At 57.5% G+C, this 23,172-nt stretch carries 15 protein-coding genes; 1 reads left to right on the top strand and 14 read right to left on the bottom strand.

The features are described from left to right. Positions 1–11 precede the first annotated feature (11 nt). The 5 genes from QPL94_RS17395 to QPL94_RS17375 all read right to left on the bottom strand — a co-directional run bounded on the left by QPL94_RS17395 (position 12) and on the right by QPL94_RS17375 (position 10,301). Entirely contained in the window at positions 12–2,762 is a 2,751-nt protein-coding gene (locus QPL94_RS17395; RefSeq protein WP_285359108.1) for a hypothetical protein, read from the bottom strand. A 145-nt stretch (positions 2,763–2,907) separates the two neighbouring features. Beyond that, positions 2,908–4,941 carry an NAD-dependent DNA ligase LigA gene (ligA, locus tag QPL94_RS17390; RefSeq protein WP_285359107.1) on the bottom strand — a complete coding sequence of 678 codons (2,034 nt, stop codon included), beginning with the start codon at positions 4,939–4,941 and terminating at the stop codon, positions 2,908–2,910. Further along, positions 4,938–5,990: a cell division protein ZipA gene (gene zipA, locus QPL94_RS17385; protein WP_285359105.1), complete on the bottom strand. Its 1,053-nt coding sequence runs from the start codon at positions 5,988–5,990 to the stop codon at positions 4,938–4,940. The genes ligA and zipA overlap by 4 nt, the downstream gene beginning before the upstream one ends. Positions 5,991–6,121: 131 nt before the next feature. Then, positions 6,122–9,616 (bottom strand): chromosome segregation protein SMC, encoded by a 3,495-nt coding sequence (gene smc, locus QPL94_RS17380; protein ID WP_285359104.1) that lies wholly within the window; start codon positions 9,614–9,616, stop codon positions 6,122–6,124. A gap of 1 nt (position 9,617) precedes the next feature. Further along, positions 9,618–10,301: a GntR family transcriptional regulator gene (locus QPL94_RS17375; RefSeq protein WP_285359102.1), complete on the bottom strand. Its 684-nt coding sequence runs from the start codon at positions 10,299–10,301 to the stop codon at positions 9,618–9,620. 273 nt (positions 10,302–10,574) lie between these two features. Here QPL94_RS17375 and QPL94_RS17370 point away from each other — a divergent pair, with 273 nt between their 5' ends. Further along, positions 10,575–11,504, top strand: coding sequence for a GGDEF domain-containing protein (locus QPL94_RS17370; protein ID WP_285359100.1), 930 nt, complete (start codon positions 10,575–10,577; stop codon positions 11,502–11,504). Here the strand turns inward: QPL94_RS17370 and rluB are convergent, their stop codons facing one another. From rluB to QPL94_RS17325, 9 genes are all read right to left on the bottom strand, one after another. Further along, positions 11,505–12,476 (bottom strand): 23S rRNA pseudouridine(2605) synthase RluB, encoded by a 972-nt coding sequence (gene rluB, locus QPL94_RS17365; protein ID WP_285359098.1) that lies wholly within the window; start codon positions 12,474–12,476, stop codon positions 11,505–11,507. Between the two features lie 36 nt (positions 12,477–12,512). Further along, positions 12,513–13,175: an SMC-Scp complex subunit ScpB gene (gene scpB, locus QPL94_RS17360; RefSeq protein ID WP_285359096.1), complete on the bottom strand. Its 663-nt coding sequence runs from the start codon at positions 13,173–13,175 to the stop codon at positions 12,513–12,515. Between the two features lie 40 nt (positions 13,176–13,215). Next, positions 13,216–14,061, bottom strand: a complete 846-nt coding sequence (locus tag QPL94_RS17355; RefSeq protein WP_285359094.1) for a segregation and condensation protein A — start codon at positions 14,059–14,061, stop codon at positions 13,216–13,218. Between the two features lie 29 nt (positions 14,062–14,090). Then, complete coding sequence (locus QPL94_RS17350; RefSeq protein ID WP_285359092.1) at positions 14,091–15,305, bottom strand: tryptophan--tRNA ligase; 1,215 nt, start codon at positions 15,303–15,305, stop codon at positions 14,091–14,093. 182 nt (positions 15,306–15,487) lie between these two features. Continuing rightward, on the bottom strand, positions 15,488–16,360 hold the full coding sequence (gene sucD / locus QPL94_RS17345) for a succinate--CoA ligase subunit alpha (protein WP_137434275.1): 873 nt from the start codon (positions 16,358–16,360) through the stop codon (positions 15,488–15,490). Next, positions 16,360–17,526: an ADP-forming succinate--CoA ligase subunit beta gene (gene sucC / locus QPL94_RS17340; protein ID WP_285359091.1), complete on the bottom strand. Its 1,167-nt coding sequence runs from the start codon at positions 17,524–17,526 to the stop codon at positions 16,360–16,362. The genes sucD and sucC overlap by 1 nt, the downstream gene beginning before the upstream one ends. 36 nt (positions 17,527–17,562) lie before the next feature. Then, the gene (gene lpdA / locus QPL94_RS17335) at positions 17,563–19,002 is read right to left on the bottom strand and encodes a dihydrolipoyl dehydrogenase (protein ID WP_285359090.1); all 1,440 of its coding nucleotides are present in this window, start codon (positions 19,000–19,002) and stop codon (positions 17,563–17,565) included. Positions 19,003–19,037: 35 nt separating this feature from the next. Beyond that, positions 19,038–20,288, bottom strand: coding sequence for a 2-oxoglutarate dehydrogenase complex dihydrolipoyllysine-residue succinyltransferase (gene odhB, locus QPL94_RS17330; protein WP_285359088.1), 1,251 nt, complete (start codon positions 20,286–20,288; stop codon positions 19,038–19,040). Positions 20,289–20,313: 25 nt separating this feature from the next. Continuing rightward, the gene (locus tag QPL94_RS17325) at positions 20,314–23,151 is read right to left on the bottom strand and encodes a 2-oxoglutarate dehydrogenase E1 component (RefSeq protein WP_285359086.1); all 2,838 of its coding nucleotides are present in this window, start codon (positions 23,149–23,151) and stop codon (positions 20,314–20,316) included. Positions 23,152–23,172: the final 21 nt, after the last annotated feature.

Below are 23,172 nucleotides of genomic sequence, written 5' to 3'. Positions count from 1 at the left end.
CTGACAATCCCTCAGTGCAGTGAGCGCCCTTCCCCCGTAAACAGTCGCACTTCCCAGCGGTCTGAGGTCGCGCCGGATACTTTGACGAGCGCTATTATTTCATCGTCCCGGTAGTTTTCGAGGCGGACAATCCCGGCGTCTTCGCTGCCAACGGACACCTGCTTCCGCCACTCGCGACTGCTGTCCGTCTCCTCGCCGTCTTCTTCTCCGTCACTGCTTTCTTCACTGAGGGAGATCCGGGCGATAATCGGCTGAACCAGGCTATTACCCGCACTGGCGACGAAGTCACCGTTGGTGCTTCCCGCTACCAGGATGTCCTCTTCGTAGGTTATGACCGCGTTCAGAACTTCCTTCGAAGCGTCATCCTGGTCGTTGAACGTAAATCCCCGGGTGACATCCCCGACAACCGTGTAGGACAGGACAAATCCGGCCTGGCTGTTTAGCTGGCTGCGCTCCAGTGAGTGGTCACCCTCATCCGAGTCGACCCGGTAGTCGCCATCACTGTTCCCAACCAGCCACACGTTATTGATGCCATAGATGCCATCGGCAAGCGTTTCATTGCCTGTGGTGCCACGTTGATTCACAGTGATATCGCTGTCCCCGCTGCTGGCAATGTAAAAGAAAGCATCCTCGCCACCTTTCTGGGGCTGCCCCATGACCGCGCCGGCCGAGCTGCCCAGCAGTAGCGGACTGCTGGTTTCGGCACTGCCGCCAACGACGGTTTCATCATGGCCAGCCGAACCAACCTGTCTGGTCCAGGCCTCTTTCGGAGTCAACAAATCGCCATCTTTTTCGGTATCAATGCGCTGAATAAAGCTGTCGACGCCACCGGCTGCAGACTCGCCCGGCCACTGGCCACTGGTCTCGCCGGCATTAACAACGAAGCCGGTGTCCCGATCGATCCCGGTCCACCGCGGGATATCATCACCGGAGGTTCCGGTAACCGTCTCCCATACCGGTACATAACTGTCCGGGTCCTGTGCCGTATCAAAGAAATACAGCTGGGTATGAACGTCGATACCATTGCCGCCGGGGTCGCCGGATTCAGTCTGCTCGCTGCCGAACGACACCACGAACTCATAGCGGGTAACGTCATCGCCGCCTTCTTCCACCTCGCGTTCCGCGAAGCCAATCACCGGAGGCGCCTGCACCGACACCGAGGCAACAGATAGCTGTTGCTCCGTCATATCACCCTTCTGGGTGTAGATTCGAACCCAGGGCCGGTTGCTATCGTCGGCGCGATAACCGGCCACGAAAAGCCGGCCGTTGTGCCCGATCGCTGTATCGGTGGGAATAAAACCATTTTCCGTGCCGACATCAAGCGGCGATGTCAGTTCATTGATATTGACCCGCAACTTGTCAGCATCAGCAGACGCGGCAAAGTCTTCCCGTCCGGCCTGGTAGCGTTCATCGAGGCCAAGCAAAATGAAACGGTCGTTCTCGAGCTGGCCATTGGTGTAGGTCTCCGGCACCCTGATACGAAAGCGGACTTCATCCGTGCGCACGCCGAACTCCAGAATGTCCTTCTCGACCCACTCGCCAGAAAGGTCACGAACCTCAATAAAAAAGTCTTCTCCGAGCACTGCTTGCGAATCATCGTCCTCGCCCAGTTTTACGCTGTAGGTACCCAGGCGTTCCCCACTGATGAGCGCACGGTACTCACGGGTCTGCCCGACGTTAATAGCATCACGGGTACCACCGGCCACAGTTTCCAGGCGCACAGCGGGTTCATTGTCCTTGATGCGAAGCAGTTCCCTGACCCCGGAATTGGAACTGCCCAGCCCTGCCAGCCCGGAACGCACTTCGGTCAGCCTCATGTTCAGGGTTTCGAGGGGCTCGGCCTCGGTATCTTCGATTACCTCAAGCCGTATGTAACACTCGGTGATACCCGGTTCGAGGGTAATCACGCCCCTGGACAGAAAGCCTTCATCCCCGGGTTGGTACTCAAGATACGAAGGCACAGGCATTGCTGCTTCACTGCCGTTACCCAGACCGACAATATCCTTACCGATAATGGCTTCGTTATCGTTCGCAGCCCCATTTTCGCAACGTTGGTGCGGTGCCTCGAAGCCGTCATCACAGCGTTGGGGATTGAAGCTGGAGTCCAGCTCGAAAGCCACCGCCACGCGAGTAACCGAAGGCTGGTCCAGCAGAACACGCACCAGTACCGGGTAGGTATCCCTGGTCAACTGCTTGGTTCCAGATACAGTACCATCGTCGCGATAGGTATTGATCTCGTAGGTATGGCTGCCGGTCTCACCCAATTCCGGCGCTTCGCAGCGGTTATCTCTTTCTTCGGGAACCTCCGCTGCCTCACCTTCGGTGAAATCCTCCACCGACAGGCTCAGAACATTTTCCTGCACTTCTATTTCAAATGACTGTGATCCTGATGCCCGGCCATCGTTGGCAACAAGCGTGATGTTCTCCGTAGTGCCAAGGTCATCGCGCTCGCGATTGCCACCTGTCAGCCCCGGAACTCCCCGCATGATCACACCTTGCCGGGCCTTGTTGCTGGTATCTTCCAGAGCCAGCCAGGAGGGCGCATTGGTGAGGGAGTAATCGAGTATGTCATCGCTGTCGAAGGCGCCAAAATTATAGGCGTACTCCACACCCAGGTAGGCATCGGCTGGTGGCACGCCGAGAATGATCGGATCATCCGCATCCTGTTCGGTTTTACAACCGGCAACGGCCACGACAAACAGGGACAACAGGGCCAGAAAGCCTGCCCGGGGGGAAAAGCGGGGTAACGAATCGGCGCGCATGAAAAAGTCCGTTTCAGAGCATTGTTTTTATGGGTGCTTTACACACCGTTACAGAACAATCTCATGGTAATCAATTTCCCGGAGGTGGGATCTGCGCGAGTTCTCAGATTCTGATCACGGTCTGATCATAGCGGACACCGTGGTTTCAGCCTTCGATGCCATGGGTTGCAAGAAAGTCGGTAAAGGCCTGCTCGTCCATGACCGGCACTTCCAGACTCTCTGCCTTGGTGAGCTTTGACCCCGCCGCCTCACCGGCGACAACACAGGCGGTTTTCCGGGAAACACTTCCGGCTACTTTCGCACCGAGCGACTCGAGCCTGGCCTTGGCCTCATCCCGCGTCATACCAGACAGCGTGCCCGTCAGCACCCAGGTTTCCCCTTTCAGGGGTTTCTCGGCCGCGGTTATTTCCTCGCTCTGCCACTCTACCCCGGTGTCTCTGAGCGCCTGAATGGTTTCCTGATTGTGGGGCTGATCAAAGAAACTGCGGATATGGCCGGCGACAATCGGGCCCACATCGGGGACGGACTGCAAGGTTTCCTCATCAGCCTCGCTGATGGCTTCAAGCGTGCCAAAGTGACTGGCCAGGCCCTTGGCGGTGGCCTCACCAACCTCCCGAATACCGAGCGCATAAACAAACTTCCACAACACCGGATGCCTGGAGCGATTGATAGCGCTGATCAGGTTGCCGGCCGACTTCTCCCCCATCCGGTCCAGGCCAGTCAGGTCGGATTTCTTCAGCAGATAGAGGTCGGCAACGGTATTCACCAGCTCCCGGTCCACCAGAATGTCTATCCACTTGTCGCCCAGGCCCTCGATATCCAGTGCCTTGCGCGAGGCGTAGTGGCGAATGGCTTCCTTGCGCTGGGCCGGACAGAACAGCCCGCCGGAACAGCGGGCCACAGCCTCACCCTCTATCTGCACAACATCGGACTGGCAAACCGGGCAGGATCGCGGCAGCTCGACAACCCGGGCGTTGTCCGGGCGCTTTTCGGGAACCACCTTCACGACCTGGGGAATCACGTCACCAGCCCGGCGAACAAATACGGTATCGCCAATGCGGGCATCCAGTCGGCGGATCTCATCCATATTGTGAAGCGTGGCGTTGCTGACCGTAACACCGCCTACAAACACCGGTTTAAGGCGGGCAACCGGGGTAATGGCACCGGTTCGCCCCACCTGGAACTCCACGTCTTCTATGACAGTGAGCTCTTCCTGGGCCGGAAACTTGTGGGCAATGGCCCAACGCGGCGCACGGGACACGAAGCCCAGCTCTTGTTGCAGGGCCAGACTGTTTACCTTGAAAACAATCCCGTCGATCTCATAAGGCAGGCTGGCGCGCTTGCCCATCAGATCGTCATAGGCTTTCAGACAGGCTTCTACCCCTGTGGCCTTGCGCATCTCCGGGTTTATGCGGAACCCCCAGGTTTTTACCTGTTGCAGCCCCTCCCAGTGTGTTGGCGGTAAACGGCTCTCATCCTCCAGCGCAACGCTGTAGGCGCACATTTCCAGTGGACGGCGTGCCGTCACCGAGGGCTTTTTCTGACGCAGGCTGCCGGCCGCAGCATTGCGGGGGTTCACGAAGGTTTTCTCGCCGCGGTCGGCCAGCCGTTTGTTAAGGGACTCAAACCCTGCAAGGGGCATATAGACCTCTCCGCGCACCTCCACAAGCTCCGGCACCGACTTGCCGCGGAGCTTCAACGGTACCGAAGGAATGGTCCGGATGTTCGCGGTAATGTCCTCACCGGTGTAGCCATCGCCCCGGGTGGCAGCGCGGGTAAGAATGCCGGATTCATAATGCAGACTGACCGCAAGGCCGTCCAGTTTTGGCTCGCACACGTATTCGATGTCTTCGGTGGATTTCAGACGGTCTTTGACCCGGCGGTCGAAATCCCTCAGTTCCTCTTCGCTGAATGCGTTGTCGAGGGACAGCATCGGAATCCGGTGCACCACCTCGTCAAAGGTGGTTTCCCCCTGTGCGCCCACGCGACGTGTGGGTGAGTCCGGGGTAACAAGATCCGGGTGTTGGGCTTCCAGTTCCTGCAGTTCGCGAAACAGGCGATCGTACTCTGCGTCCGGCACCCGGGGATCATCCAGAACATAATACTGATAATTGTGTTCAGTGAGGATGTCCCGGAGTTCTTCGGCCCGGCTGATCACGTCGGGGGTGGCGTTGGTCATTTTCGGGGGGATCGTTGCTTGCGTTCAAATTCACGAATGCGCTGACGGCAGTGCTCGATGGTCTGCGGGGTCATCACGCTGCGCCGCTCATCTTTCAGTTCGCCACCCAGGTTGCGTACCACACACTGCGCGGTTTCCAGCATGAACTCGAAAGCCTGCATGGAGTTGGTCGGTCCGGGCATACTCATGAAAAAGCTGATGCCCGGCGTGGAAAGCTCGGGCATGTCTTCCGGCTTGAAGGTGCCCGGCTCCACGGCGCTGGCAACGCTGAACTGGACAGGACTGGTTGTGTCGGTCTGCTCGTGCCGGTGATAGATGTCCATGTCACCGTGTTCAAGACCACAGGCCTCAAACAGTGCCTTGAGGCGGGTTCCGGTGAAATTCTGCTCGCTCTTCGCCAGTACATTGATGACCACCACTTCCCGGGCTTCAGGGCGGTTTGCGCCGGCCAATGGCTGACCTGAGCTGCGGACCGCCTGATCGCGACGGGCAGTATCCTCCTCCACTTCGGTAGTCACCATGGGGGGCACGGACTCGCCCTGATCTTTGCTCTGCTGCCGAGGCTCATCGGATCTGTCTCTGTCAACAACCCTGGGTTCTCCGATAATACCGTCATCTGCTTCAGGCATTTCCGGTTCATCGTCGACCGCACCCCACCCGGTATCTGACTGGAACGAGCCGCTGTCGGTGTCACCGGCGGCAAAATCCTCCGCCGTCTCTTCCGGCGCAGCTTCGTCTTGCGTCTCATCCCTGGTGCTGGAAACTATCGGGCGGGTAGGCTTCTGTTGCGGCTTCGCAAAACGGCTTTTTTCCGGTTTTACATAGCCGCGTTCTTCCAGGGTATCGCGGGAAATGGTACGGGCCCCGCCATTGGGGAGTTCGGGATTGAAGTCCTTGTCGAGCGGGGAGTCGTCAAGGTCATCCGCCCCCATGCCGGAGGAAATGGCAATCGATTCCTTGCGGGCGCGCCGCATGCGGCGTAACCCGTCAATCACAATACCCAGAATAACCAGGATACCGATGGCAATTAACCATTCCCTAAGAGACATATTGGTGCTGTCCTGTTTGCAGATCAGATATCGTTGCTACTCTAAGAAAAGCCTGTAATGAATACAACGCAAACACAGGCCAGATGGCGTTTTTGTCATCTTTGCACGAACATTGACCGACGGGCATGATGTCAGGCTTCCACCAATGCGGTCGCCTCTTCCACATCCACCGATACCAGTCGTGAACAGCCCTGCTCATGCATGGTAACACCCATTAACTGATCGGCCATTTCCATGGCGATCTTGTTGTGGGTAATGTAGATGAACTGTACCTGTTTTGACATTTCCTTCACCAGGTTGGCATAACGTCCCACGTTGGCGTCGTCCAGGGGCGCGTCCACCTCGTCCAGCATACAGAACGGAGCCGGATTGAGCTGGAAAATCGAAAACACCAGCGCAATCGCCGTCAGCGCCTTTTCACCACCGGAAAGCAGATGGATCGTGCTGTTTTTCTTGCCCGGCGGCCGGGCCATTATCGCCACGCCGGTTTCCAGCAGATCTTCACCGGTCAGCTCCAGATAGGCATTGCCGCCCCCGAATACTTTCGGAAACAGAGCCTGCAGGCCTCCGTTCACCTGATCAAAGGTTTCCTTGAAGCGCTGACGGGTTTCCCGGTCGATCTTGCGGATAGCCGTGTCCAGTGTTTCCAGGGCTTCCATCAGGTCTTCGTGCTGGCTGTCCAGGTAGGTCTTGCGTTCACTCTGTACCTGGTACTCCTCGATGGCAGCCAGATTAATGGCGCCCAGGCGCTGAATCCGTGAGGCAAGCTTTTCCAGCTCTTCGGCCCAACCCTTCTCGCTGGCGTCCTCCGGCAAGGTCGACAGGACTTCCTGCAGGCGGACATCCAGCTCTTCAAGCTGCTCCAGGTGGTTGCCGGCGCGGATTTCCAGTGCCTGGGACTCCATCTTCAGCTTTTCCAGATCGGCCCTGACATCCTGGATGGTATGTTCTATGCGGCTGCGTCTTTGTTCCCTCTCACGCACCTCCTGATCGATTTCTTCAAGCGCATCCCGGGCGACGCCCAGTTTTTCCTCTTCAGCGAGACGACGGTCCAGCAACCCTTCCAGCTGCATCTGCAGGTCTTCAATGGGCTCTTCCGCGTTTTCGCGGCTTTCCCGAAGGATGTCCAGACGTTCATCGATTCGCTCTTTCTGCAGCTGCGTGCGCTCGATGGTCTGGTGCAGGCCGTCTCGCTGGCTGTTCAGGGACTGTAACTGGAGCTGCAACTGATGGGCATGGTCGCGATCATGCCGGGCCTCCTGGCGCAGCCGGTCCAGGTTTTCGCGCAGCAGATCCCGGCGTTCGAGCAAGCGCTCTTTCTCTTCGTCAGAATCTTCTGTGGAAGCGAGCGCCTGCTGCCATTCTTCCCGGGTTTCCTGCAGTTGTTCCTGCTGCTCTTCCAGGTTCATGGACACATCCGCAAGATCGTCGCGGATGCGCTGCAGGCGGGCATCAATCTGTTCCGCACGGGCTTTCAGGCCACTGATTTTTGACGACAGCGTGGCCAGCTCCCGGTCGGCAGCCGCGAGGCGGGCCTGGGCTTCGTCCCTGGCAGCTTCCGCCCGCTCGGATCGTTCCAGCAAGCGGTCCAGATTATCCGTCGCGATTTCCAGGGCAGCCTCTGCCTGCTCCAGCTCCTCTGCCAGTGCGGTGACCTTTTTCTGGCGCTCAATCACGCCAACCTGTGCGGCATCGGAATCCGGCATCAGGATCCAGTCAGCCGACAGCCACGCGCCCTCGCGCGTAATAATGCTCTTGCCCGGCGCCAGCGTGCTTTGGCAACCAAGGGCTTCCTCCATGGTCTCCGCTGTCTCCACCAGCGCGAGCACGGACGCCATACCACCGGCACCGGTTACTTTGCCGGCAAGCCCTTCTGATGGCCCGGTACTGCCTGATTCACTGCTTACCAACGCCAAGCCACGGGGGGCAGCGGCCATCTCCGATTGCACGGAACCCAGGCCCGGAACGCTGAGCCCCTGGGTGAACCGGCCGATCACCTGCTCTACCGCAAATTCCCAGCCATCCTCGATCCGGAGCTGCCTGGCCAGCCGCGGGCTGTTGCTCAGACCCCGCTCATTCAGCCACGCCTGCAGGGCATCGTCGTGGCCGCCCATCTGTTCGTCCAGCAATGCCTGCTGGGATTCCAGTGATGCTCTCAGGCTCTGGACCTGTTGGCGAGCGTCGGTTGTTGCCTGTTCGGCATCCCGCTGCTGGTGGCGCGCTTCCTGGAGCTCATCCTGAACTGTTTCGATTCGCTCCGAGGCTTCTTCCCGCTGCAATTCCAGGGTTTCCTGCTGTTCAAGGAAGTCATCCAGTTCAGCGCGGTCAAGCTGGCTCTCAAGCAACTCCTGCTCGTCTTTGAGTCTTTGCTGACGGGTCAGTAGTTGTTCAATCGCGTTTTCCAGAGAGCGTATACGGGACTGCGCCAGTTCCGCCTGCCGACGGGAATCTGCCGAACGGGCACTGAAGTCCTCCCAGTTGTGCTGCCAATCACTCATGGCATCTTCGGCACTCTGAAGCTTTTCGCCGGACTCCTCGGATTTCAGCGTCAACGCCTCCTGCTCAGGCTCCAGCATATCCAGGTCTGCCTGAATGCCGGACAGCTTTTCCTGGTCCTGCTCCAGCTCACGGGCCAGTTCGCGCTGGTTGGCCATGGCCTGGTCCAGTTCTGCGGCCGTCTGCCGGCTGCGTTCACGCTGGTGTTCCAGGCTCTGTTCGATGCGGGCTATGTCGGCACCGGCTTCGTAATAGCGGGCCTGGGCCCTGTTGAAGTGCTCGTTCCGCTCCTGATGGCTTCCCCGCAGGGATTCCAGGGAGGTTTCCAGACCGACACGCTCAGATAGTTGCTTTTCCAATTCCAGTTCGGTATCGCGGATGCGGGAGCGCCAGGTTTGCAGGTCCTTGTCCAGGGTCTGCCAACGCAGCACTGTCAGCTCGGCTTTCTTCTGGCGCTCTTCCTGCTTGTAGGCCTTGTACTTTTCGGCCGCCTGAGCCTGTCGCTCCAAGTGCTGCAACTGGCGCCCCAGCTCTTCCCGCAGATCGGTCAGGCGCTCGAGGTTCTCCTGAGTCCGGCGTATGCGACTCTCGGTTTCCTTGCGGCGCTCCTTGTACTTGGAGATGCCCGCCGCCTCTTCGATATACACCCGCAGTTCCTCAGGCTTCGCTTCAATCAGCCGGGAAATCATGCCCTGCTCGATGATGGCGTAGCTGCGCGGACCCAGGCCGGTGCCCAGAAACAGATCGGTGATGTCGCGGCGACGGCATTTGGAGCCGTTGAGGAAGTATTCCGACTGACCTTCGCGTGAGACCCGGCGCCGGACCGAGATTTCGTTGAAGCGAACGAATTCACCGGGCGCGGAGCCGTCGCTGTTATCGAAGACCAGCTCGATCGACGCCTGGCCGACGGGCTTGCGGGCACTGGAGCCGTTGAAAATGACGTCCGACATGGACTCACCACGGAGGTACTTGGCAGAACTTTCACCCATGACCCAGCGCACGGCATCAATGATATTGGACTTGCCACAGCCGTTGGGGCCCACGACCGCGGTCATGTTGGAGGGAAAGGGTACCGTGGTCGGGTCCACGAAAGACTTGAAACCGGACAGTTTGATGGATTTCAGGCGCATGTCAGGTGCTCACCTCTTCCCTGAGAATACTCAATACCTGTTGGCGCTGATGCTCACCAAATTCGCAGATTGCCTGTTCCAGGCCGGGGGAATCACCGCGGACTGCGGCGTCAGCAAGCAGCCTGAAAAAGCGACCGGTTTCCTCCAGCTCGTCCCGGAAGTTCTCGAGGGCGACAAAATAGGTACGACTGATGGCGGGTCGGAAGTTTTCCAGGGTCTCTTCCAGGAACGGATTTTCCACCAGGCCGTAGGCGTATCGCATGACCCCGAACCCTGCGTCTATCACCTGCTCCGCCGCGTCGCCGCCAGAGGAGTTCAGCGCATCGATCACTGCCTGGAGTTCACGTACCTGTCCCATGACGCCGGACAACTGCTGGCCGGACCAGCGCTCAAGCACCTTGCGCCCCAACATGCACAGCAGGTCGATATAGATATCGTAGAGGCTGTTGACCAGTTCCGGGGTCAACCGGGAAACCACCGCGCCCCGGCGGGGGAAAATCTCCACCAGATGGCGGCGCTGCAGAATTAACAGGGCTTCGCGCACAGAGCCGCGGCTGACGTTGAGTTCTCCGGCTACCTTGAGCTCCTGGATCCGTTCGCCCGGCCTGAGATCACCGGTCACAATTCGCTGCCCGATGTGCTGGGCTATCTGCTCGGAAAGACTTTCGGGGGCCTGAAACCTCATAAAGTTCGTCGCTCACTCGCTACTGGCAGCAAAGAATAAGCGCAGAAGTTTACCACAGGCACAGGCAAGCCCAAGGCCCTTGTCCGACATTTTAACGATCCGGTTGCCCCGGCAAATCACTGCCGGTTTGTTGACACACTGTTCACTTTCACCGCCAAAATATCTATAAATCACGTTATGACTAATTTTCATCTGTTTGTTTTTATTGCTTATTACTATACTGGCCAATTATTTGCTTAGAGTAGAAAAAATCTATTTAACAGGTCGCGTAGAGTGAAAAATATCCCCAGGATCAACAAGTCCGGACCTCAACCCCAGAAGCTGGCAGCGCTCAGGCAGGCTCACCGGGAGTGGAGTGAGTCCCCGGACGTTCTTACCCGACTGACCCGCAGGCTTTCGACAACACTCAACCTGGAAACCCAGCTGGCCATTCTGGCCGAAGAACTCAGCTCTGTGGTGCCCTTCGACTGCATGAACTATCGGCACCAGATAGCCGCCCGCGAATTTGTGTATGCCACCGGTATGGGTGGGCCTCATCGTTGTGATTATCGGCTCAACCTGGAGGGTAGTTTTTACGGGACCGTCTCGTTCAGCCGGCGCCAGAAATTTACCGAACAGGAACTGGAGGGCATTGAACTGATGCTGGCTGCGGCCATCTGCCCGGTTCGCAATGCCTGCCAGTTCATCGCCATCGAACAGGCCGCACTGACAGACTCCCTGACCGGGGTACCCAACAAGCGGGCCATGGACGAGGTTCTGGCGCGCGCATGCTCCCTTGGAGACCGCCATGGAGATACCTATTCACTGATTCTGTGTGATCTGGACCACTTCAAGGACGTTAACGATCAACACGGCCACGTAGTGGGAGATCACATCCTGAAGCTGGCAGCAGCTGAGCTGGAAAAGGCGGTGCGGAATTCGGACAGCGTTTATCGCTTCGGCGGTGAGGAATTTGCCATCCTCCTGCCTCATACAGACGAATGCCATGCCCGGGCCGTTGCCGACCGGATTCTCGAGTATATCAGGAGCATTTCCGTGAACTGTGGTGATGTCGATGTGTCGGTCACCACCAGTTGTGGTGTTGCCCAGCGCCTTCCTGATGAAAGCGCTGATCAATGGCTGGCCCGCGCCGACGAAGCCCTGTATCGGGCGAAAGACCATGGCCGTAACTGCACCCGGGTTTTCGCCGTTATCGGAAACTGATTATCGCTTCGGCGATTTGCGGGTTGGCGGCTTGCGGGCCGGTTTCTGATCAGGACCTGAGCTATCAACCTGCCAACGGGGATTGCCGGATTTCCGCGGTGCGGAACTTGGCTGCTTCCGACGCTGTCGATCATGAATCTTCTGCTCAGAGGGCGTTTTCGCTGGGATCTCAACCGGCTTCAGATCCACCGACTTGCTGAGTGAGTCTACCGCCTTCTGGTCCAGTTCTTCCCATTTGCCAACCGTCAGTCGGCTGGGCAGGAAGATCGGCCCGTAGCGTACCCGCTTGAGACGACTGACACGAACGCCCTGGGACTCCCACAGCCGCCGAACTTCCCGGTTACGTCCTTCCAGCAGGGTGACGTGGAACCATTGGTTGATCCCCTTGCCGCCGGCTTCCGTGATGTCGGAGAATTTCGCCATGCCATCATCCAGCAAGACACCCTCTGAAAGCCGCTTGATCATGGCTTCGTCCACCTCACCAAACACCCTCACCGCGTATTCACGATCAATCTGGCGAGAGGGGTGCATCAACCGGTTTGCGAGTTCGCCGTCGGTGGTGAACAGCACCAGTCCGGTGGTATTGATATCAAGGCGGCCGATCGCAATCCAGCGATGGTCACGAAGCCTTGGCAGGCTGTCGAAAACGGTCGGGCGGCCTTCCGGGTCCCGTCGTGTGGTCACTTCACCTTCCGGCTTGTTGTAAATCAGCACACGCCGGAGCACTTCGGCACCGGCAGTGATATCAAGTCGCTTGCCATCCAGTTCAATACGATCACTGACCGACGCTTTCTGCCCTGGTGCCACCGGCTGTCCATTAACCACCAGACGCCCGGCCTCAATCCAGCCCTCGACTTCCCGGCGTGACCCTACACCGGCTCTGGCCAGCAACTTCTGAATGCGTTCCGGGGCGGAAGCTGTGCTTTCTTCCGGCTGTTTCTTTTCCGGCTTTCGGGGGCGATCTGCCGCCATGAATCTGTCCTTAACAAGTGGCTGATGCCGACGGCATCAGTGAAGTGTCTGCCCTGGGGAGGACTCCGGAGAGGTTTCCCCGTCGTCGTCACCAGTTTCTCTGGCGGGAGATTCAAATTCGATCTCCGCCTGTATGTTCTTCTCGATTTCCCGACCTATTTCTTCCAGATCCCGGATTTCGGAAAGTGGGGGCAGCTGGTCAAGCCCCTCCAGGTTGAAATAATCCAGGAACTGTTTGGTGGTGGCATACATCGCCGGCCGGCCAGGCACATCCCGATGCCCGACCACCCGCACCCATTCACGCTCAAGCAATGTGCGAACGATGTTGCTGCTGACAGTTACACCACGGATATCCTCAATTTCACCCCGGGTAATGGGCTGGCGATAGGCCACCAGCGCCAGCGTTTCCAGCAATGCCCGGGAATAACGCTGGGGCTTCTCCTCGAATAACCGCCCTACCCAGGGCGCGTATTCTTCCCTGACTTGCAGCCGATACCCGCTGGCCACTTTCTTCAGCTCAAAGCCCCGCCCCTGGCAGGATTGCTCCAGCAGCACCAGCACATGTTCCATGATCTGGCGGGCCGGGCGCTCGTCTTCTTCAAACAGTTCCCGCAACTGCTCTACCGACATCGGTTTGCCTGCAGCAAGCAGGGCCGCTTCGGTAATCGCCTGAATCTTTTTGAGGTTTTCTTCGTTCATGGTTCCACTACCAGGTATCGGATTTCACGATGCCAGACTGTCAACGGGACGCTCTGGCCCTGACATGAATCGGGCCGAGAACTTCGGCCTGTACCACCTCGATGAGCTGCTCCTTGACCAGTTCAAGAGTCGCCAGAAAGCTGACGACAACACCCAGTCGCCCTTCTTCCGGTGTGAACAGACTCTCGAACGTCACGAACTGGTCATCCCGCAACACCGACAGGATCGCCGACATGCGCTCGCGGGTGGACAGCCGCTCTTTCTCAACGTGGTGGCTGGTGAACAGGTCCGCCCGTTTCAGTACACCCTGGAGTGCCAGCAGAATTTCCCGCAGGTCCACATCCGGATGCGGCTGGCTGGAGGGCATTTTCGGCAATGCCGCCGAGCCCGTAAAATTGTCCCGTTCCAGCCGCGGCATCTGGTCAATGTCTTCGGCCGCCTGCTTGAAGCGCTCGTACTGCTGCAAGCGGCGGATCAGCTCGGCCCTGGGATCAATCTCCTCTTCATCCTCGGTTTCCTGCCGCGGCAGCAGCATCCGGGATTTGATCTCCGCCAGGGTGGCCGCCATCACCAGGTATTCTGCAGCCAGCTCAAACCGCATGGCTTCCACGGCGCCAATGTAATCCATGTACTGCTTGGTGATTTCGCTGACATCGATATCCAGAATATCCATGTTCTGGCGCCGGATAAGGTACAACAACAGGTCCAGCGGCCCTTCAAACGCTTCCAGGAATACCGCAAGAGCATCAGGTGGTATGTACAGGTCACGTGGCAGGTCAACCACCGGTTTACCGGAGACCCGTGCCAGCGGCGCCTGCTCAGCGGCCGAAACGGGTGTTTCCACCCCCTCCTCAGCCGCTGTGTTGCCTGCGGTATCGTCTGTCATGGTGTCTCCAGAGTCGTCATCACCGATGCTCAGCGGTAGCTCAGCCCCATGGCCGCACGGACTTCCTCCAGGGTATCCCGCGCCGCGTCCCGGGCATGCTCACAGCCTTCTTCAATAATGGCGTGAACCAGGTCCGGATTGCTCTCATACTCCCGGGCACGCTCATGCAGCGGGCGCTGCTCCTCGATAATCGAATCAATCAGTGGCTTCTTGCATTCCAGGCAGCCAATGCCCGCGCTGCGGCATCCGGTTTGCACCCATTCCTGGGTATCCGTATCGGAATACACTTTGTGCAGTCCCCACACCGGGCACTTTTCCGGTTCGCCCGGATCCGTCCGGCGCACACGCTGCGGGTCGGTCTGCATGGTGCGGACCTTCTGGGCAACGCTGTCCGGGTCCTCTCGCAGGCCGATGTAGTTGTTGTAGGACTTGGACATCTTCTGGCCATCCAGACCCGGCATCTTCGATTCCGGTGTCAACAATGGCTGAGGCTCCGGAAGGATCACCTTGCCGCCGCCTTCAATGTAGCCGTAAAGCCGCTCGCGATCTCCCAGGGAGATATTCTGCTGTTCCTTGAGCAGGGCCCTGGCAGTTTCCAGCGCCTCCATATCGCCTTCTTCCTGGTAGCGCTTCTTCAGAGTGCGGTAGAGCTTTGCATTCTTCTTGCCCATCTTGACGATGGCGCCCTCCGCCTGCTCCTCGAACCCCGGTTCACGACCATAGAGGTGATTGAAGCGACGGGCAATTTCCCGGGTGATCTCCACGTGGGATACCTGGTCCGCGCCTACCGGCACCCGCCCTGCCCGGTACATGAGAATGTCGGCGCTCTGCAGCAACGGGTAACCCAGGAAACCATAGGTGGCCAGGTCTTTCTCCCGCAGCTTTTCCTGCTGATCCTTGTAGGTGGGGATACGCTCAAGCCAGCCCAGAGGTGTGATCATCGACAGCAGCAGGTGCAGTTCGGCATGCTCTGGCACCTTGGACTGGATGAACAGGGTGGACGAACCTGGGTTAACACCCGCCGCCAGCCAGTCAATCACCATATCCCAGACGCTCTCCTGGATACCGCTGGGATCGTCGTAGTTTGTGGTCAGCGCGTGCCAGTCCGCGACAAAGAAGAAGCACTCGAATTCATGCTGGAGTTTTACCCAGTTCTTCAGAACACCGTGATAATGGCCAAGGTGCAACTTGCCGGTGGGACGCATGCCGGACAAAATCCGTTGCTGGGAATCGACAGAACTCAAAGCATGAACTCCTTCTGTTTATAGGAAACAGCCATCATATTGCAGGCTGACCGGGCATTATAGTCTTATGTGCCCCCCGGCGTTAAGGTACCTTTCAAAAACCTGCCACCGGTGGCTGAAAACAAAAAGCCCCCGGCAGTCCGCAAGGCAGACCCGGGGGCTTTCTTTGAACCGGCGGTATTTTACCAGCCAGTCACTTCTTTCAGCGCCTTGCCAATTTCGGCCAGGCTACGCACGGTCTTGACACCGGCGTCGTTCAGGGCAGCAAACTTCTCGTCTGCCGTACCCTTACCACCGGAGATGATCGCACCGGCGTGGCCCATACGCTTGCCAGGAGGCGCTGTCACACCAGCGATGTAGGCAACCACTGGCTTGGTGACATTTTCCTTGATGAAGGCAGCGGCTTCTTCCTCGGCGGTACCACCGATCTCGCCGATCATCACGATGGCCTCGGTCTGCGGGTCGTCCTGCAGCAGTTGCAGGATATCGATGAAGTTGGAGCCCGGAATCGGGTCACCACCGATACCAACACAGCTGGACTGACCGTAGCCGAAGTCCGTGGTCTGCTTGACCGCTTCGTAAGTCAGGGTACCTGAGCGGGACACAATGCCCACTTTGCCCGGCTTATGAATATGGCCCGGCATGATACCGATCTTGCTCTCACCCGGCGTGATCACACCCGGGCAGTTCGGCCCGATCATGCGAACGCCTTTGCGATCCACATACTCTTTTGCATAGAGCATGTCGATGGTCGGGATACCCTCGGTGATGCACACAATCAGCTCGATGCCAGCGTCCGCGGCTTCGATGATGGCGTCTTTGCAGAACGGAGCCGGTACATAAATAACGGTGGCTTCTGCACCGGTCTTCTCGACCGCTTCACGCACGGTGTTGAACACCGGCAGACCAAGATGCTCGGTGCCGCCCTTTCCGGGGCTGACGCCGCCTACCATTTTGGTACCGTACTCAATGGCCTGCTCAGAATGGAAAGTACCCTGCGCGCCGGTAAAGCCCTGGCAGATAACTTTGGTGTCTTTGTTGATCAGGATGCTCATTATTTACCCCCCGCGGCTTTAACGACTTGCTCTGCCGCATCGGACAGACTGGTGGCAGCGATGATGTTCAGGCCACTGTCGGCGAGTACTTTTGTGCCCTTATCGGCATTGTTACCTTCCAGACGCACAACCACAGGAACCTTGACGCCGACGTCTTTCACGGCACCGATAATGCCCTCGGCAATCATGTCACAGCGAACAATGCCGCCAAAGATGTTAACCAGAACCGCCTTGACGTTGGTGTCAGAAAGAATGATCTTGAACGCTTCGGAAACGCGCTCTTTGGTCGCCCCGCCGCCTACGTCCAGGAAGTTGGCAGGCTGGCCGCCGGACAGCTTGATGATGTCCATGGTACCCATGGCCAGACCAGCGCCGTTAACCATGCAACCAATGTTGCCGTCCAGCGCTACGTAGTTGAGCTCCCACTTTGCCGCTTCCGCTTCCCGGGAATCTTCCTGGGAGGGATCGTGCATCTCGTGGATCTTCTTCTGGCGATAAAGCGCGTTGCCGTCAACGCCGATCTTGGCATCCAGGCAGTGCAGATCACCGGCCGGTGTAATGACCAGCGGGTTGATTTCCAGCAGCGCCAGGTCGCGGTCTTCAAACAGCTTTGCCAGGCCCAGGAAAATCTTGGTGAACTGGCCAATCTGCTTGCCTTCCAGGCCCAGCTTGAACGCCAGTTCGCGGCCCTGGTAAGGCTGTGCGCCTACCAGTGGATCAACTTCGGCCCGCAGGATCTTCTCCGGGGTTTCTTCAGCCACTTTCTCGATCTCGACACCACCCTCGGTGGACGCCATGAACACGATACGACGGCTACCGCGATCAACAACCGCGCCCAGGTACAGTTCCTGGTCGATATCGGTAAGGGACTCAACAAGAATCTTGCTGACCGGCTGGCCGTTCTCGTCAGTCTGGTAGGTCACCAGGTTCTTGCCGAGCCAGTTTTCTGCGAAGGCACGGATCTCATCCTTGCTCTTTACCAGCTTTACGCCGCCGGCTTTGCCGCGGCCACCAGCGTGTACCTGGGCCTTTACAACCCAGGCGTCGCCGCCGATTTCGTCAGCAGCAGCCACTGCTTCCTTGGGGGTATCGCAGGCAATGCCCTTGGATACTGGCAGGCCATATTCAGCGAACAGCTGTTTGCCCTGATATTCATGCAAATTCATAGTCAATGTCCCGAATTAAAAAATTCCTGGTTTGCGTTACTTCTTTTTCTTGCGGTTGGCGATGTGAATAGCACCACCAGCCACGCCCAGAGCTGCTTCGTGCACTGACTCAGACAGAGTCGGATGTGCAAAACAGGTCAGGGCCAGATCTTCGGCACTGGAACCAAACTCCATGGCGATAACGCCCTGGGCAACGATTTCAGAAGCCTGGGGACCTACCACGTGGAAGCCGAGAATCCGGTCAGTTTTCGCATCAGCGATGATCTTGACCATACCGGTTGCCGAATTTGCTGCCATGGCGCGGCCATTGGCGGCAAACGGGAAGGTACCGACATTGTATTCTTCACCTTCGGCTTTGAGCTGCTCTTCGGTCTTGCCGACCCAGGCAACTTCCGGAAAGGTGTAGACCACGTTGGGGATGCAATCGTAGTTCACCTGAGGTTTATGGCCGGCAATCCGCTCTGCGACCATGACGCCCTCTTCTGACGCCTTGTGGGCCAGCATCGGGCCACGAACCACATCACCAACGGCCCAGACACCCGGCGCTTCGGTTTTACAGGTGTCATCCACGAAAATGAAACCACGCTCATCCATCTGGACGCCAGAGTCTTCAGACAACAGGTTATCCGTATACGGACGACGGCCAACGGCAACAATCAGTTTGTCGAACTTGGCTTCCTGCTTGCCCTTGGCATCCTCATAGGTGACGTTGACCAGTTTGCGCTTCACTTCCGCACCGGTCATACGGGCACCCAGCACGATGTTGAGGCCCTGTTTCTGGAACTGCTTCAGCGCATCCTTGGCGACTTGCTGGTCAATGGCCGGAAGGAAGGTGTCCACAGCTTCAAGTACCGTTACTTCTGCACCCAGGCGGGCCCAGACGCTACCAAGCTCCAGCCCGATGATGCCGGCACCGATAACACCAAGACGCTTGGGCACTTCGGTGAATTCCAGTGCGCCCTCGGAGTCGACAATGTGCTCACCATCAAAAGGCGCGGGCGGAATCTGGATCGGCTTGGAACCCGTAGCGATAATAACGTTATCAGCCTCATAGGTTTTGGTCTTGCCATCCTTGTCCGTCACCTCAACCTTGCGGTTGGCCATCAACTTGCCGTGACCATAGATCGGGGTAACACCATTAGCTTTGAACAGCCCGCCAATGCCACCGGTGAGCTGGTTCACGATGCCTTCCTTGCGCTCCATCATCTTGCCGATGTCCATCTTGACATCTTTTGCAATGATGCCCTGATCCGCAAAACCGTGGCTGGCCTCCTCGTACTTGTGGGAAATCTCCAGCAACGCCTTCGAGGGAATACAGCCCACATTCAGGCAAGTACCGCCGAGTCGGTTCTTGCCTTCCTTGTCGGTCCAGGATTCGATGCACGCGGTTTTCAGGCCCAGTTGCGCTGCCTTGATTGCGGCAACATAGCCGCCAGGGCCAGCGCCAATGACGATTACGTCGTACTTGTCAGACATGTTTTATCCCGTTTTCCAATTCGTTAAGTGTCGGCTCAGACGTCCAGCAGAATGCGCGCCGGATCCTCAAGCATTTCCTTGATGGCCACCAGGAACTGTACCGCTTCCTTGCCATCGATCATGCGGTGGTCATAGGAAAGAGCCAGATACATCATCGGCTGAATTTCCACCTTGCCGTTCACCGCCATCGGCCGCTCCTGGATCTTGTGCATGCCCAGAATGGCTGTCTGTGGCGGATTCAGGATCGGCGTGGAAATCAATGATCCAAAAATACCACCGTTGGTAATGGTGAAGGTGCCACCGGTCATCTCTTCGATGCCAAGCTTGCCTTCTTTGGCCTTGGTACCGTACTCAACAATCTTCTTTTCGATACCCGCAAGGCCAAGTGCATCAGTGTCGCGCAAGACAGGGACAACCAGGCCACGGTCGCTTGAAACGGCAATACCGATATCCTGATAGCCATGGTAAACCATGTCGTTACCGTCGATAGAGGCATTCACGGCAGGGAAACGCTTCAGAGCCTCGGTGGCGGCTTTCGTAAAGAACGACATGAAGCCAAGCTTGACTCCGTGACGCTTCTCGAAGCTTTCCTTGTACTGCTTGCGCAGCTCCATGACCGGCCCCATGTTCACTTCGTTGAACGTAGTAAGCATGGCGGCGGTTTGCTGGGCATTGACCAGACGCTTGGCAATGCTCGCGCGCAGACGGGTCATCGGCACACGCTTTTCAGGGCGCTCACCGGAGCCTACGTCCACCTGGGGCATATCACCGGCAGGCTTGGCCGAAGGAGCTGAAGTGGCACCTGAAGACTTGCCAGCATCTATATGATTCTGAACATCTTCCTTGGTAACACGACCATCTTTTCCAGTACCTTCAACGGCCTCCGGCTTGATGTCGTTCTCTTCTGCCAGCTTGCGGGCAGCCGGGCTAAGAATGGCTTCGCCAGAAGATTGGGCAGTGGTTTCAGACGATGTTTCAGCCGCCTCATCCTTCTTGCCTTCCTCTTTCTTGCCTTCATCCTTGGCGGCAGGCTTTGATTCGCCAGCGGCGCCTTCCTTGAACTTGCCGACCACCTCACCGCTTTCTACGGTGTCGCCTTCGCCCTTTAGTATTTCCTCAATAACACCATCAGCCGGAGCAACCACTTCGAGCACAACCTTGTCGGTTTCAATATCGACAATCAGCTCGTCACGTGAACAGGCTTCGCCAGGCTGTTTGTGCCAGGTCGCGACAGTGCCTTCTGCGACCGACTCTGGGAATACGGGGGCTTTTATTTCAGTTGACATCTCGGGTCCTTAGTTCGGTAGCTCGTCAGATTTCAAACGCGTCGTTAACCAGTTTTTTCTGCTCTTCAATGTGGACTGACATGTGTCCACAAGCCGGAGCAGCAGAAGCATCACGACCGGCGTACTGAAGATACAACTTCGGGTTTTTGCGATGCAGCGCATTACGCATATGGTGTTGGCTACAGTACCAGGCACCCTGGTTCATGGGCTCTTCCTGGCACCAGACGACATGCTTGAGCTTGGGATACAAGGCCAGAAGCTCGTCCAGATCATCTCCCGGGAACGGATACAGCTGCTCGATACGAACAATGGCAACATCATTCCGCTCGTCAGCCTTCTTACGCTCAAGCAGGTCGAAGTATACCTTGCCGCTGCAAAGAATCAGGCGATCAACCTTCTTGGGATCAGAGGGCTCTTTCTCGGGCAGCACCGTTTTGAAGGTACCAGAGGTCAGATCCTCAAGATCCGAGGTCGCCTCTTTATGCCGCAACAGACTCTTCGGCGTAATGGCTACCAACGGCTTGCGCAATGGACGCTTGACCTGACGACGCAGCATGTGAAAAACCTGCGACGGAGTTGTCGGTACACACACCTGGATATTGTGCTCGGCAGAAAGCTGAAGGAAGCGCTCAAGGCGAGCTGAGCTGTGCTCCGGCCCCTGGCCTTCATAACCATGAGGCAGCAGCAGGGTCAGACCACACAGGCGACCCCATTTGTGCTCGCCGCTGGTCAGGAACTGGTCTATTACCACCTGGGCGCCGTTGGCGAAGTCGCCGAACTGGGCTTCCCAGACTACCAGGCCACTCGGAGCCGTGGTGGAATAACCGTATTCGAACGCCATTACGGCTTCTTCGGACAGCAGCGAGTCATAGATCTCGAAATCGGGCTGATCCTCGGCCAGATGCTCCAGGGCAATATGGGTCGAGCCGTCCTTCTGGTTGTGCAGCACCGCATGACGGTGAGAGAAGGTACCGCGCCCTACGTCCTGCCCGGTAATACGGACCGGGTGCCCTTCATTGATCAGCGTGGCGTAGGCCATGATCTCGCCATAGCCCCAATTGATGGGCAGTGCGCCGGCTGTCATCTTCTCGCGATCAGTGATGATCTTGGATACCTGGCGCTGAATGCTGAAGCCCTCGGGCACGTGGGTCAGCTTTTTGCCAAGCTTCTGGATCGTCTTCAGAGCAACACTGGATTTGCACTTCGCTGTCCATTCGTGGCCCAGATAGGGGGTCCAGTCTACGTACAGCTCCTTGTTAGGCTCCTTGACCAGCGCCTTGACCACATGGTCGCCCTTGTCCAGCTCGTCACGGTAATCCAGTTCGATCTGCTTGGACTCTTCCTCGGTAATAATTCCGTCCGCCACCAGCTTTTCAGCGTAGAGGTTACGAGTCGTTGTCAGCTTGCGAATCTTGTCATACATCACCGGCTGGGTAGCAGCCGGCTCATCCGCCTCGTTGTGGCCACGGCGGCGATAGCAGACCAGGTCAATGACTACGTCATTCTTGAATTCATGACGATAATCCATGGCCATCTGGGTCACAAACATGACCGCTTCAGGATCATCCGCATTCACGTGCAGAATCGGGGCCTGAACCATCTTGGCCACATCGGTACAGTATTCCGTAGAGCGGGCATCTTCCTGTTTGCTGGTGGTGAAACCGACCTGGTTGTTAATGACGATATGGATGGTACCACCAACACCGTAGCCCCTGGTCTGGGACATCTGGAAGGTTTCCATGACCACGCCCTGCCCTGCAAAGGCTGCGTCACCGTGCATGATAATGGGTACACACTGGGTGCCGTTGGGATCTTCACGACGGGTCTGGCGGGCACGAACAGAACCCACAACCACTGGCGAGACTATTTCCAGGTGTGACGGGTTAAACGCCAGCGCCAAGTGGATTTCACCACCTTCAGTCATCACGTTGGATGAAAAACCCTGGTGGTATTTGACGTCACCGGAGCCGGAATCCGCGAGCTTCTTGCCCTCGAATTCGTCAAACAGTTCTTTCGGGTTTTTGCCGAGGGTGTTTACCAGAACGTTCAGGCGGCCACGGTGTGCCATGCCCAGCACGATCTCCTTGGCACCATAGCTACCCGCCCGCTGGATAAGCTCATCAAGGCAGGGGATGAGAGTTTCGGCACCTTCAAGGCCAAAACGCTTCACGCCCGGATAGCGGGAACCCAGATACTTCTCCAGGCCCTCTGCAGCCGTGAGACGCTCCAGAAGGTGTTTGCGGGTACCGGCCTCGTAGTTGGGCCGGGAACGAACCGGTTCCATCCGTTGCTGGAACCAGCGTTTGATCCGCGTATCCACGACGTGCATGTACTCGGCGCCAATACTTCCACAGTAAGTCTCGCGCAGACCACCCACAATGTCTTTGAGCTTCATGGTCTCGGAACCGAAGTTCAGAGAGCCGGTCTGGAACTCAAGGTCGTAATCCGCCTCGGAGAGCTCATGGAACGAGGGGTCGAGGTCTTCCACCTGGGGACGCTTCCAGACCCCGAGAGGGTCAAGCTTGGCTTCCTGATGGCCACGGAAACGAAAGGCGTTGATCAGCTGGAGTACACGAATCTGCTTCTTGTCCGCATCCGACGTTGCGCTGGCAGGCACACCGCTGGAGGCAAGGAAACGCTGATTACGGGAAATGTGCTCGAACTGTTGACGTATAGATGAGTGATCTATATCGCGGCCTTTGTAGCCATCCACACTGGGAAGTTTATCGAAGTAGCTGCGCCACTCTTCTGGAATGGCATTGGGGTCTGTCAGGTAGGTTTCGAAAAGCTGTTCAACATAGGCAAGATTTCCACCTTGGAGGTGGGAAGTCTGCCATAACTGCTCCATTATGCTTTCGTGCATTTTGAATAGCTCACCTTGGGC

It is taken from the genome of Marinobacter sp. SS13-12 (assembly GCF_030227115.1).
Lineage (GTDB): Bacteria > Pseudomonadota > Gammaproteobacteria > Pseudomonadales > Oleiphilaceae > Marinobacter.
The sequence above is the reverse complement of the archived record's forward strand: the minus strand, read 5'-3'. Positions and strand labels throughout refer to the sequence as shown.